Raw genomic sequence first — 14144 nt, 5'->3', positions numbered from 1 at the left:
GCCCTCATGAAACAAAAAATGTTTGTTTACAATACTTTATCGCGCAAAAAAGAAGAATTTAAGGCCCTTAATGCCCCACATGTGGGCATGTACGTATGTGGCCCAACTGTTTACAGCGATGTGCATTTGGGTAACTGCCGTACCTATATATCTTTCGATCTGATGTTTCGATACCTTAACCATTTAGGGTACAAAGTACGCTATGTACGTAACGTAACTGATGCCGGCCATTTGGAAGGCGATGCCGGCGACGAAGGCGAAGACAAAATTTCAAAAAAAGCAAAATTGGCCCAACTGGAGCCCATGGAAATTGTACAAAAGTATACCGTAGGTTTTCATGACGTAATGCAGATACTGAACACGCTGCCGCCAAGTATTGAACCAACGGCTACCGGCCATATCATTGAACAGATAGAAATGGTAAAGGTTATTCTTGAAAAAGGATATGCTTATGAGGTAGACGGATCGGTTTATTTTGATGTTGAAAAATATAACAAAACCAAAGATTACGGCGTGCTGAGCGGCCGCAACCTGGAAGATTTGCTGAATAACACCCGCACGCTGGGCGGCCAGCAGGAAAAACACGGCAAGCTTGATTTTGCCCTGTGGATAAAAGCCAAGCCAGAGCACCTGATGAAATGGCCATCGCCATGGGGCGTGGGCTTCCCAGGCTGGCACCTGGAATGCTCGGCCATGAGTCAGAAATATTTGGGCGATCAGTTTGATATTCACGGCGGCGGACTGGATCTTGTGCCAACCCACCATACCAATGAGATAGCCCAGCATGTGGCCTGCTGCGGTAAAAACCCGGCCAATTACTGGGTGCATACCAATATGCTTACGGTGAACGGCCAGAAAATGTCGAAATCATTAGGGAACAGCTTTTTGCCCCATGAACTTTTCAGCGGCGAAAACTCTATCCTGAATAAGGGTTACAGCCCCATGACTGTACGTTTTTTTATGCTGCAGGCACATTACCGTAGTACGCTTGATTTTGGCAACGATGCCATGGAGGCCTCTGAAAAGGGGTTTAAGCGATTGATGAACGCCTATGCCTTACTGGATGGTTTAAAGGTATCAGGCAGTACCGAAATTGAAATAGAGCCCCTGCTGGAGCGTTGCTACGCCGCGATGAATGATGATTTTAACAGCCCGGTATTGATTGCCGAACTGTTTGAAGCATCGCGTATCATCAACTCGGTACATGACGGCAAAATGAAGATTAACGAAGTTAACCTTGGCTTGCTTAAAAACCTCATGAAAACATTTGTGCAGGATGTTTTAGGGCTTAAAGACGAACAGGCGGACAATGATGACTTGCCTAAAATACTTAACCTGATAGTTGAACTGCGTAACGAAGCAAAGGCAAATAAAGATTATGCTACCAGCGATAAAATACGTGAAGGCCTGTCAAAAGTAGGATTTCAGCTAAAGGATAGCAAAGAAGGGACGCTCTGGAGTAAAAGTTAAAGAGGAAGTATTAAGTAGTTAGTATCAGGTATCAAGACTTTGGAACGGGGAAACAGGAACAAAAACCTCCATTTGTGCCTGTTCCTATACAATCCTTAAAGCGAGTTATAATACGTGAACAGTTTGGCCAGGTCGCGGTCGCTTTTAAAATCAATTTTGTTGGTTTTTATGAAGGTTTGTACCTGGTCTGCTTTATCGGCCAGGGCGACTGCGATTGTTTTTGGATTTAGTTTAACCCGGCTTATTTTATTATCTGCAAACAAGTAATAAACAGCATCGCGCATAGCAAATGTTTTGGTAGTGGTTGCCGAATTGAAGGCCTGGTTGGAATGAATCACTTTTTTATACCGCTTTAGCAGTTTTGCTTTTCCATCGGCAATTACCTGGTAAAACGAGTTTTCTGATTGTTCATCAATAGCCGGGTAACCGTTGCTAAATATGAGCGGAGCAAGAGAACTTTCATCTATGGAGCCAATATCAAACCGGAAACTTTTAACTGGTGCAACAAAGGCAAGGGCCATAGAATCCCTCGGGCTTTGAAATATTGGCTCGTCTTTTACAACATCATATTTCAGCTTTGCAGCTATTGTTTTACCATTTGCAAAAGCCACGGTGCCCGGCAGCCAGTTTGCCGCCAGGTGGGGGCTGCCCTCCACATCTATGTAGCTTTGTTCCATAACGGGCTTGCCCTGGTTGTCGTTCAGGATTTGATTTTGTGCGCTGCATATTGTTCCGTAACACATAAAACCGGCCACAATCAAGGTGAAAGAACGTATTTTCATAATTGCGTAAATTTATAAGCTAAAGACGTAACATGACTTTTTAACGAAACATTATGCATATTATTGGGTTGTTTGTTTTTGTGCTTATGCAATAGCGCTGATTTTTAAAGCTTGTTAACTGATACAATAATTAATATGCCCGTAATAAATTTTTATATATATAAACAGGTCTCGGCCACAATTAAATATAGCGGTTTTCGTTTCACTTTAGGCAGATAAATTGCAAATAGTATATAGCTATGGTTATTTAAAGCAATTTGTAATTGCATAACCGACTTAAAATTTATTACTAAATTGCCTACCCAACATTCCATCAAAAACATGAAGAAAGTATTATTAGCCGCCACATTTATGGGCTATAGCATTTTGGCCTTAGCACAGTCAGCACCGGTTAAAGTAAATAAAGTTGTAAGTGCCGAAGAAGCATTTAATAAATTAGTTGAACGTAAAGGAATAAAAGATGGCTTTTTGGCTGTTGCAGCGCCCGACGGCATTGTGTTTAAACCTGATGCCGTTAAAATTGTTGATTTTTATAGCAATATTGATAAACAGGCCGGTAAATTAAGCTGGCAGCCAAAATTTGCACGGATATCTGCCAATGGCGATCTTGCCTTCACCGCCGGCCCCTACGTTTACCAAAATGGCAAAACTGATGACGACAAAGTTTTTGGTGACTATGTATCCATCTGGCGTGCTGATGCTGACGATAACAATAAATTAAAACTACTGATAGATTTGGGCATACAACACCCCGAACCCGAAGGAGAAATAGTTACCGATTTTAAAGAACCGGATGCCACCACAAAATCGGCCCCAAGCAAGGACCCCTTTACTGCCAAAAGCGTTATTGTAAATACCGATAAAATATTTAACCACTCGCTTACCATATCAACCATGGCCAGTTATAAGGAGTTTTTAAGCTCCGAAGGCCGCTATTATTTCCCAGGCTTTGAGCCAATGACAGGGCCTGATGTTATCATGAAGTTTATCAACAACGAAGCGATAAGCATAACCGCCGAAACCACCGACGCAGGCAGGTCTGTAAGTAACGATTTAGCCTATAGCTATGGCCATGCAAGGATAACCAAAGGCAATGTTGTGGGTAATTATAACTATGTACGCATTTGGGAAATAGACCAAAACAAAAAGTGGAATATTTTACTGGAAGTTTTTTCGGCTATTGAAAACGAATAAGTAGTAAAAATTTTCAAAACAAAGACAGCGATGGGGGAATACTCATCGCTGTTTTTGTTTTGGGCACCATCTTGTAAAACCAGATCGATTATTCTGTTAGCTGTTTTTTAGTTTCTCGTTACACTTCTTAATCTGTATCCTAATATGCTCCTCTTCCTTTTTTGTAGCTATTACTTTGCTTAGCGCGGTTTGATAATACCCCAAAGCTTTTTTATAATTCTTCAGTTTAAAAGTATAATCGCCGGCTATAACATAGGCAAAGTAATATTGTGGATTTGTAGCTACCAAGCTGTCGGTATTTATAGTTTCACCATCTAACACGCGCTGGCGCATTTTTCGAAAGTTCACAAAATCGCGGTATTGCACTGTAGAAAGAAAAGTATCTGCAGGCACAGTAAGGTTTTGCTCATTTATTTCCTGGTCCTGCTTCATGCCCCGCAAGTCGAAAACTTTTTTTAGATCATAGCATACGTATTCGCCAAGCTGCCATGGCGAGGTACTTACCCACACCAATAGCTTTTTAGGCTCAAATACAATGCTGTGGTGGCTCATCAGCTGGTTAATGGCCTTCTCGTTGCCCATGCCGATATTTTCGCCGTGCAAGCCTTTCTGATCGCGCAGGATGGCTATGGTTTTTTGTACGGTGTTTTTGCCATTGGTATTTAACAATTCCATCAAACGGTTATAACGGTACGGCGAGGCGCTCTCGGCCATCTGAACTTTATTTTCTTTAGATTGGCTAAGTCCTTTGCTTTGAAAGTGGTTGGCGCATACAATGTAATCCTGGTGCGGGTCGTATATATCCAGCGTATCTGGTGTTTTCTCAATCACTACAGCTTTGTTATCGGCAGCCGATGCTACCAGGAAAGCCTCGGATACAAACATTTTGCGTTTTTTGGCAATGGCATAAGCCTCCTGCGTATTTTTGGCATATTGCAAAATTTCGCGTGCTACCAACGATACCGGGGTTGCCGCGCTGGTTGGGATATTGGTTTTATCGGCATTAATGGTAACGCTTACACCTTTCTCATTCATACCGCTTACCGCACCAATAAAACCACCCCAGGTAACCGTCATGAATTTATACCCATCGGATGGAGCGAAGAAGGCCACTATTTTATCCTGCGCAAATTTATCGCCCACGTAAAAATCAAAATTACGACCGATGATCATGGTGCTGTCCTCGCTTTTTACACCCCAGGTACCAAAAGAGGTGCAGCCCACCAAAGCCATACTTTGCAAGGCGTGGCCAATATCATGGGCTGCGTGATAGTTTAAAATGCGCTGATAATTAGAGCCGATGTATTGGTATTTATCCGACGCGGATTTTGAGATACCATAAATCTCTTCTTTATATTCTTCGGTAACATTTTTATCCAGGTTGCGGTTAAACCAGGCTATAAAGTATTTCAAAAAGTGACGGTAAAAGTTGGATGGTACAATGCGGCTTATCTGCTCCACAAAATGATCTTCTTGAGCTACAACTAATTCCTGGCTCAGTTTGCCGTTAATAACGCCGCGCTCAAAGGGTTTTCCTTCCACATACATCTCGAACAGGCCGCTTTTACTTTTGCGGAACCAGCTGTTATTAATGGTATAAAACCCTTTTGATGGCTGCTCCCGTTTGAGGTTAAGGCTGCTTTGGTCTTTAGGCTCGGGCGGGTAATCAATGGCAACAATGTACAGGTACACCATGCCGATAATAATAAGCCCCACAAAGCCAAGGAATGCATATAACGTCCTTTTACCAAACTTTTTCCAGCTAAATTTTTTGTGATTTTTCAGTTTGAAATTATTTAGGGTTTATATAAATGTTTGATACGTCAATGCCAGGACAAAGTTACTGTTAGAATATTCAACCTGCAATTTTTGGGCCGAGCTTTTCACCGCCGTTTTTGAATATTAAGGCCTGCCCCGGTAGGGGCAATTCATTTGTAGCACCTAACCTGTATTCGTTTGTGCCCTGTAAGGGCGCTTCATCATTCGTCCAACAATTCGTGAAAAATATACTTTTCGTCGTATTCTATGGCGTAATCTTTTAGTATTTCCAAGTATTCTTCCCTAAACGTCATTTTTGAATGATGATGTTTTTGATTCAGGATATACTTTACAACCCCATCAATTTGTGACCGGCTGTTGCTAAAGGCGCCGTAACCATCCTGCCAATGAAACTTCCTTTTGGTAAAGCCCTCATTATTGATAAATACCGAACTGCCGGTTTTTACGAGTCGCAGCATATCTGAAATGGATTGATCCGGACTTAGGCCAACAAAAAAGTGTAAATGATCTGGCATGCTGTTTATTGCCAATAATTTATGTTTATTGTTTTGCAAAATGCCTGTAATATACATTTGAAGCCGGTCTTCCCATTCGGCCTGTATCATTGCCTGCCGGTATTTTACAGCAAACACACAGTGAATGTACAATTGAGTATAGGTATTTGGCATAGGATTTAAAGTCAGGCATAAATTTAATGAAGCGCCCCCAAGGGGCACAAATAATTTTTCATTTTTTTCTACAAATGATTTACCCCAAATGGGGTAAGGGAGAATAAGGGGTAGTTTTAAATTCAGGAAACAACCTACGTTTTACATCTGCCACATGCTGTAAAGTTGTTTATTCAATACACATCGGCAATAATTGCATCTCTTTTAAGCATTCCGTATTTTTCCTATAATGGCATCGTCGCCAAGTAATGTGGTGCAGGTAACAATAGCGCTCATGGCCGTGCCTAAAATACCATGCAGGTTAAGGTTTTGCCCGGTAAAGTACAGGTTTGGTATTTTGGTGCGCGGCGATATAAATGTTTTTAAGGTGTGCTTATAATCTTTTACAATGCCGTAAAGCGAACCATCGCCATTACCAATATAATCGCGGTAGCTAAGCGGCGTTGCCGAGTAGTAAGATTTAACATGGCTCCTGAAACCGGGGAATTTCTCTTCCACCATGTCCAGCAGTTTCTCGCTTTTGCGGATCTTAAACTCCTCATATGTTTCACCCCGTTCATTAACGTTTGATACCGTGTTAAATGTATCCTCCCATGGCTTCATCTCCTCAAAGCGCATATAAGTAAGGATAGATGCGCCATCGGCATATTCTGGTGATTTAGATGATGGTGCCATGAAGTAAGCAAAACCCAGGGGCCAGTTCTCCTCGGTATACTCCGCAATATCCCAAACGTGGCCTTCTTTGCCCACGTAATAGTTGGTGTTAAAATATGGGAAGCTATCCTTTTTAAAAACCACATTTAAGGTAAACGACGATACGGAGTTTTCCAGGCCTTTCAACCGGTTACGGTAGGCCAGTTTGATAATGTCGCTATCCGTCATCTCCAGCGTTTGCACCGGGTGTATGTTACTTATAAACTGCTTGCCGTAAATTTTACCACCACCGGCTATCTCCACGTGCGATACCCTGCCATCTTCTACTACAATGCGTTTCACCTCGCAATTACGTTTAATGACGCCACCGCGCGCACGGATATTTTTGGCAATGTACTTGGCAATCTGCGAACCGCCATCTATGCATTTATAAGAGCTTTCAATGTAGCTGTTCAGGATGAGCGCGTGTACGTAAAACGGTGTTTTATCGGCCTGGCCGGCGTAAAGGGCGTTATTGCCTGCAAGCACCGCCTGTAAACGCGGGTTGTCGGTTATCGATTCAATAAAACCTTTGGTATCTATTTCAAGCACGGCAGATTTCTCGTTAAAATCATCACCGCTTTTCAGGTTGTACAACGAAAATTTGCTGCAAACTTCTTTGATCTTATCGCAGTAGGCGTTTAGCGCAGCCTCTTCGCCGGGGAAATGTTTCAATATATGGGCGATGAAATTATCGTAGCCCTGGGCGTATTCATACTCAATGTTTTCGCCGTGGATGCCTATCTTATCAAAAACAACATCCTGCTTTTGAAGCTTCAGCTTATCTATAATGTCGATGTATTTGAATATCTGATACAGGTTTTGCCCCTCATCCAACCCGCCAAGGTAGTGCACGCCAGAGTCGAAGATCACTTTATCGCGCACATAAGTTTGCAACGAACCTCCTATCTGCTGGTTTTTTTCGATGACGCAAACTTTAAATCCTTCCCTGCCTAATAAATCGGCGCTCACTAATCCCCCCATACCGCTGCCGATAATTACGGCATCAAAAATCTCCATTTATCTAATCCCTGTTTTTATATTCAATTACAAAAATAATATTTGATGTGAACTTTGTCTCATCTATTATTTTGCAACTCATGCTGTTAGCCGCTGCAATATCCTCTACCAGTTGCGCAGATAAAAACGACAAGCCCCGGCTGGCTTTATTAAATTTGATAAACTTAGTCGAGAAGAACTCGGTAAGCTCGGTGCCGCGGTGCTTTTCTTTCAAATCTTTATTGCCATCGCGGATGATCAGTTTGCCCCCTTCATTTAAACTGTGTATGCATCGTTCAATGATCAGCTTTTGCTCGTCGGGCTGCATGTAATGCAACATGTCGGCTATTATAATGGCATCGTATTTTTCAAATTCAAAGCTTAGTACGTCGGCATGCTCAAATTTAATCTGTGTATCCTTACTAAAGTTGTTATTGGCTGCTTCTATTTTATCTTCGTCATAATCAATTCCGGTAAACTCGCGCTGCGGAGCGGCAAAGTGCAGCATATAAGGCATAAAACCATAACCACACCCAATATCAAGCATTTTCCCTTTAGCCGGCAGCAGATCATGAAACTGCTGGTAGTTTTTCTCTAAACGTACTTTTACTTTCATGTACCATTCCAGTACCGGCCCTTTGTACAGGTAGTTGTAAATCAATTGCTCTCGATAGTATCGTGGCTGTTGTATCTCTGCGCTGAGTTGCTTAAACTCAGCCTTAAAATATTTACTGATGGTTTTGGCCCGTTCGGCGTAGCCGGTTCCAAAATTGGTATCGGAAGGTTTTATGCGGGGCAGGTATTTCAGGGTGATCTTACCGTTCTTCAGCAGGAAATCGCCTTTGGTCATGCAATAGCCTGTGCCGTGGAGGAGTATAGGCTGAATGTCCATTTTTAAAGCTTCGGCCAGGTAAAAGGCCCCTTTGTGAAAACGCTTGATCTCGCCATCTACCGACCGGGTGCCTTCGGGAAATATTACGATGGAATAGCCTTTTTTAACCCTGTCGGCCAATACATCAATACTTTCTTCCGTACCTTGCGCTACCGGGAAGTAATCGGCCATACGCACTACAGCGCCAAATACAGGCGAGTTCCATACCCAATTATTGGTAAATAAAATGAGCCTCGGGTTCAGCATTACCAAAATCAAAATATCTAAAAACGACTGGTGGTTGGCGATAATAACCGCTGGGTTTTTAAAATCGGCAAGTTGCTTATTGATGATCTCCTTTTTTACATTCCCCATAATGTAAATCATCGACCAGGAAAACCTCGCCAGTATAGCATGATAAACTAATTTGCCTTTTTCTTTGCTAAATGGATTCAGCCGGAATATAAAGCCCAATGCTGATAAGATTAAACAGCCGGTAACAAAATAGGTGAATGCAAAAATACTGATCACGAACCCGCTGATAGTCCAGGGAAAACGTTTCTTAGCGGCACGGTTTTTAATGAGGATATTGAACAGGAAGGGAATCAATATCTGCGACATGATCACCACGCAAACAATCCCGATAATAGATATGGCCGCTATCGACCGTAATGCCGGGTGCCTGGCAAAAATCAAAACCCCAAGCCCGGTTATGGTGGTTATAGCCGATAAAAAGATAGACGATTTGTAGGATGATAATACCTTTTTACCGGTTTTATACTCCTGGAGCAGGCCATCCATAATGTACAGGCTGTAGTCGTCGCCCAGGCCAAATATCAGTGCCGAAATAATAATGTTCACGATATTAAATCCGATACCGAAGATGCCCATCAAGCCCAAAATCCAGATCCAGGAGATAGCCATGGGGATAAAGGAAACCAGCGCCAGCTCCATGCGGCCATAGGTAAGCAGCAACACCACAAATACCAATAGTGACGACATGACTGCTATTTTGGTAAAATCGGCATTGATGATTTCTACCAGTTTATTGGTAAGGTATTGTTTATCAATAACGGTAACATTCCGGTCGTTTTCAAAAGCTTTGTATATGGCTGCTTTTTTATCGGGCGATGTTTGTATTAGTGTTACTACTGTGGAGTGGCTTGGATATTCATTGATGAAATTATCCAGGAAGCTTTTCCTGATCTCGGCTACATCCTCATCGTTAGTATGCGAAAAATTTTTGTTCAACAAGGCTTTAAACTTTTCAAACGCCGATACGCTAAACCCTTTTAGCTTGCCTTCGCTTTCGAGGGTAGCAAAGAGTTGTTGTTTCTTTTCAGTTGTCCAGTAAGTATTCCAGCGGTTAACGCGTTCTTTCTGTAGCGAATCGGAAATGATGAAGGAGGATACATCTGACGATTTTTTGACGATGCCCTGCGCCTTCAGTTTTTCAATCTGCCCGGCCAGCTTTTCGTTATTGATAAGCGCCCTATCCAATGTTTTTCCTTCAGATACCAGGTAAACCGATTGCAGCGCGTACTGGTTAATTTTATTGAGCTTGTTTTGCGATTGCTGCAACGCGGGCGGCATGTAGTTCATTTTAGCTACATCAAACTCAAAGGTTACATCGTTGGCTTTGTAAAAAAACACGCCTGTAAGCAGGATGATGCCGATAACAATGTACTTGTTATACTCGGGGTTAAAGGAGGCCAGCTTATCAATCCACGATAGCTGAGTAAAAGTGTGGTTTTCCTGCTCTTTTTTTGTGGATATAAATTGCGGCAAAAATACCAGCGAACAAATGGATGCGCCTATCAAACTAAAGGCCGCGAATAAACCCAGATCTTTCAACATTTCCGATTCCACAAACTCCAGGCACAGGAAACCGCCGATGGTGGTAAAACTGCCCACGGTAAGCGGCATCACCAGGTCTTTAATTACCTGCTCCACACTTTTGGTATGGCGGTAGTGGTTAAACACATGCAGCGAATAATTGATGGCGATACCCAACACCACCGAACCCGTGCCCAATGCAATAACAGAGATACTTCCCTTTAAAAAGTAAATAGCGGTGAGGGAGAATAGCGAGCCAAATAGTACCGGGATGAGGATAATGATGGGCGCCCTTTTTTTGCGAAAGTACAAGCCTAAAAACAAAATGAGTACAACAACGGTAGCACCTTGTGTAAGTGCTGTATCGCGCCTTAGCTGCTGTGCGTTACCATAATACACCGCCGCCGATCCAAAGTAGGTTGCAGTCGCGATGCGTTTTGGCCTGTTGCCCAGGCTGTCAATTAGTTTATCTAAGCCCTTTATCAGCACCGAGTTTTTGCCTGTATTATTTGGCGGGTAAGCCGGGGTGATAAACATCAACAGATTTTTATGATCCTTGGTTACCACGTAATTATCGTACAGTTCAAAATTCTTATCGTACTGTAGCTGCTGCAGTTTTTTAAGGCCGATAAAGGAGATGCCTACCGGGTCGTTACTAATAATGCTTTTGAGCGCTATGCCCGCCGGTGATGTAAGCGTGCGGTAATCATAAGCCAGTGTTTGCTTAATTTTTGCCGGGGTGATGAGTGTATCAATGGTTTTATAGTCCTTTTCCGTTAAATAAACAGGTAAACGCTGGCTGATGGTACCAAACAATTTCATCACCACATCATCATCTACCTTAAAATTGGCCTTGCCTATATAATCTTTAAATTTTGGCCCCACTGCGGCGGCAAATTCATCGGCGTAAGCAACCAGGCTATCGGGGTTGGCTGTGGCAGTGCTATCTTTAAGCGATACCATGATCACCAGCTTATCCAGGAACTTGGAGTTTTGAAAAACCTCGTTCAGCTTGGCTATCTTTTTATCTTTTGGGATAACCTTACTGATATCTTCCTCAAACCTTACCCGCGACGCAAAATATCCCATCACCAAAAAGCAGGCAGCAAATACTGTATAAAAAACAAGCTTGTGTTTGGCAAAGTAATGATATATCAGGATCAGGCCTTTTTCCATTTAAATGGGCGACTATAATGCAGCAGGTGATTTTTTTAGCAGTTTTAACAGGGCATAAGTTACCAGCCCCACTGTAAGCGAAGCTACTACGGCAAGCGTTAAACTGCCATAAATATACTGCTCTAAATGCGCGCTGATAGATTTAAAAGAGATATCCGAACTGAAGGCGATATTGGCAACCTTGTCGCCCATCCAATACTCACCCGCCTTATAGCTTAAAAACAGGACGACCGGGATCATGGGCGGGATACTGATATGTGCCGAGAACACCACCAGCGCCTTGTTTAGTTTAAATATAATAGAAAGGAATATGGCCACTGCAAGTTGAAAGCCCCAGATGGGCACTATCCCCATAAAAATGCCAAAGCCGATAGAGAGGGCTTTGGTTTCGTCCGAATCGTTGGGATTGTACAGGGTGGCTAATATTTTTTTACGGCCTTTTTTTTTAAATAAATCGCGGAAGAAGTTGCGCGGCTTAATCCAGGCAAAGGCTATGACTACCAAAAAGGCATTCAACACGCCCACCCGCGAAAAATCGGTAAAGGGACGGAAGTGTGATACCCGGGTTTCTTTAGGGGCATAGTAAACCGTAACCGGTACCGAATCCATATGAACGCCCCGCCAAACGGCCCGAACAATCACTTCTATCTCAAACTCGTATTTAACGGTGTAAAACTTCATGCCTTCCAGCAGATATAAGGGGTACAGCCTGAAACCCGATTGCGTATCGGGGCAATGAATGCCGGTTTCTACCCAAAACCAAAAGTTGGAGAACTTGTGGCCGAAGCTGCTTTTACCCGGCACGGCCGCCTGGTCCATATTGCGGGAGCCTATGATAATGGCATCGCGTACATCTTCCAGTTTATTTAAAAAGGTGGGGATATCTTTGGCAAAGTGCTGCCCGTCCGAGTCGATGGTTAGGGCATATTGGTAACCCTTTTCCATCGCGTAAGCAAATGCCTGGCGTAATGCCCAGCCTTTACCCACATTTTGTGGATAGCTGATGAGCTGAACCTGCGGGAATGATTTTACAATATCTTCGGTATTATCTGTAGAGCCATCGTTAACTACGACGATGTGGTTGCTGTAGGCGGCCACATCGGTAATTACACTGGCCAGGGTAAGGTGGTTATTATACGTAGGGATGATGACACATACCCGCAACTCTTCAAACCGTTTATTGATACCCTCAAATTCCATTAATTGCCCCTGATCTATAATAAATTCAACACAACATTTTTATACATAACAAAATTAGTGTTAATGCTGACAAACCAATTAAATACTTTCAAATTAATGAAACCGGAACTTTTTATTAACATATAAGCCCGCTACATACGCGCTGATTAATATTCAGAAACATATATGATGTACAGCTAAAATCGGCATTATATAATTATATTTTTTTCGGCACGACGCTTGTGTCATATATTATGAATACTTAATAATAAGCAAAATGAAAATTCTTTTAACCATGATATCATTGAGCGCCCTGTTAAGCGGTTGCCAAAACGAAAGCGGGAACCCACCTGTAGATATTGAAACAACCGGCGGGTTAAACGGAGTTGAAATTGTAGAAACCAGTGATAAATATGATGTTACCGAGGGCCTGTATTATGTGCACGCCACTATAAAAACAACTGGTAAACAAGTATTTAGAAATGTTTATGTATGTGCTACCTATTATAATGCCATGGGGCATGTAGTAGCCAAATCAAAAGGCGAAGCCGATTTGGTATTAAACCCGGGCGATAAGGACGTTGTTGAAACGGCCTGTTTTTTCCCAACATCATCAGATATGCCTACCCGGGTGGTGTTAACTACCGAAGAAGAGTACCCAAAGTAATTTTATCGGCTGGGATTTAAGGAGGCAGCCCGGGGCATTCCGGGGAACAGAAGCCCCGTTTTTTGTAGACACGCATCACATGTGTTTGCCCGAAAATATTCGATATTCTGGGGAAACATCATGATACGCTTTACCACCCGGAATGGCTTCTTGTTAATATCATTCTGTATATTAGTGCCTCGTAATACAATATAGTGTCTATCAACAAACTTCTTTCCTGTTTCGATAAATACCTGCCCCTTAATGCGGAAGAAAAGGCCGACCTTGCCCAACGGGTGACCGAACGGAAAATTAAACGTCGCCAATTCATTCTGCAGGAAAACGACATTTGCAGACATTACACCTTTGTTGCCGAAGGCTGTTTTAAAAAATTCCAGGTTGATAAAAAAGGGACTGAGCATAACCTGCAGTTTGCTGCTGAAGGCGATTGGCTAATGGAGATTGATAGTTTTTATTTTGAAAAACCAAGCCGCGTTTATATTGAGGCCATTGAGCCGGCTGTTATTTACCAGTTAAACAAGGCCAACCTGTTTTACCTGTTCACCAACAACCCCAAATTCGACAGAAATTTCAGGGTAATTGTAGAGGATCGTTTTGTTGAGCAGGAAAACCGCATCCTGCAAACCATCAGCTCAACAGCCGAAGAGCGCTACCTGTCGTTCATTAAACAATACCCCCATTTATACCAGCGCCTGCCAGGCACGCAGATAGCATCGTACCTGGGCATTACCCCCGAGTTTTTGAGCAAGGTGCGTAAAGACATCGCAAAAAAACAGCTACATCCTTAAACTACATTAAGGGTATTTCTTAAACTACTTTATAGGCAATTC

General features: G+C 42.6%; 10 protein-coding genes. 4 read left to right on the top strand and 6 right to left on the bottom strand.

Annotation, left to right across the window (positions count from 1 at the left end; genetic code table 11):
* The first annotated feature begins 6 nt into the window (after positions 1–6).
* The gene (gene cysS, locus ACFGVS_RS22355; protein WP_439695646.1) at positions 7–1470 is read left to right on the top strand and encodes a cysteine--tRNA ligase; all 1464 of its coding nucleotides are present in this window, start codon (positions 7–9) and stop codon (positions 1468–1470) included.
* 95 nt (positions 1471–1565) lie between these two features.
* On the opposite strand, the gene ACFGVS_RS22350 is transcribed toward cysS, so the two are convergent.
* Positions 1566–2252, bottom strand: a complete 687-nt coding sequence (locus ACFGVS_RS22350) for a hypothetical protein (protein ID WP_439695645.1) — start codon at positions 2250–2252, stop codon at positions 1566–1568.
* A 321-nt stretch (positions 2253–2573) separates the two neighbouring features.
* Between ACFGVS_RS22350 and ACFGVS_RS22345 the strand changes: the two genes are divergently transcribed.
* Positions 2574–3446, top strand: a complete 873-nt coding sequence (locus ACFGVS_RS22345) for a hypothetical protein (RefSeq protein WP_439695644.1) — start codon at positions 2574–2576, stop codon at positions 3444–3446.
* A 96-nt stretch (positions 3447–3542) separates the two neighbouring features.
* On the opposite strand, the gene ACFGVS_RS22340 is transcribed toward ACFGVS_RS22345, so the two are convergent.
* The 5 genes from ACFGVS_RS22340 to ACFGVS_RS22320 all read right to left on the bottom strand — a co-directional run bounded on the left by ACFGVS_RS22340 (position 3543) and on the right by ACFGVS_RS22320 (position 12668).
* On the bottom strand, positions 3543–5141 hold the full coding sequence (locus ACFGVS_RS22340; RefSeq protein WP_439695643.1) for a C45 family autoproteolytic acyltransferase/hydolase: 1599 nt from the start codon (positions 5139–5141) through the stop codon (positions 3543–3545).
* A 284-nt stretch (positions 5142–5425) separates the two neighbouring features.
* The gene (gene tnpA / locus ACFGVS_RS22335; RefSeq protein WP_439695642.1) at positions 5426–5893 is read right to left on the bottom strand and encodes an IS200/IS605 family transposase; all 468 of its coding nucleotides are present in this window, start codon (positions 5891–5893) and stop codon (positions 5426–5428) included.
* Between the two features lie 204 nt (positions 5894–6097).
* A complete protein-coding gene (locus ACFGVS_RS22330; protein ID WP_439695641.1) occupies positions 6098–7606 on the bottom strand; it encodes a phytoene desaturase family protein in 1509 nt (502 codons plus the stop codon).
* Between the two features lie 4 nt (positions 7607–7610).
* Positions 7611–11468: a 1-acyl-sn-glycerol-3-phosphate acyltransferase gene (locus ACFGVS_RS22325; RefSeq protein WP_439695640.1), complete on the bottom strand. Its 3858-nt coding sequence runs from the start codon at positions 11466–11468 to the stop codon at positions 7611–7613.
* A 12-nt stretch (positions 11469–11480) separates the two neighbouring features.
* The gene (locus tag ACFGVS_RS22320; RefSeq protein ID WP_274211030.1) at positions 11481–12668 is read right to left on the bottom strand and encodes a DUF2062 domain-containing protein; all 1188 of its coding nucleotides are present in this window, start codon (positions 12666–12668) and stop codon (positions 11481–11483) included.
* Between the two features lie 256 nt (positions 12669–12924).
* Here ACFGVS_RS22320 and ACFGVS_RS22315 point away from each other — a divergent pair, with 256 nt between their 5' ends.
* Together ACFGVS_RS22315 and ACFGVS_RS22310 are read left to right on the top strand one after the other, a co-directional pair.
* A complete protein-coding gene (locus ACFGVS_RS22315; protein ID WP_274211031.1) occupies positions 12925–13314 on the top strand; it encodes a hypothetical protein in 390 nt (129 codons plus the stop codon).
* A gap of 194 nt (positions 13315–13508) precedes the next feature.
* Entirely contained in the window at positions 13509–14102 is a 594-nt protein-coding gene (locus tag ACFGVS_RS22310; RefSeq protein ID WP_439695639.1) for a Crp/Fnr family transcriptional regulator, read from the top strand.
* Positions 14103–14144: the final 42 nt, after the last annotated feature.

This window comes from Mucilaginibacter sediminis (assembly GCF_051903035.1).
Lineage (GTDB): Bacteria > Bacteroidota > Bacteroidia > Sphingobacteriales > Sphingobacteriaceae > Mucilaginibacter.
This window is presented reverse-complemented; position numbering and strand designations above follow the sequence as displayed.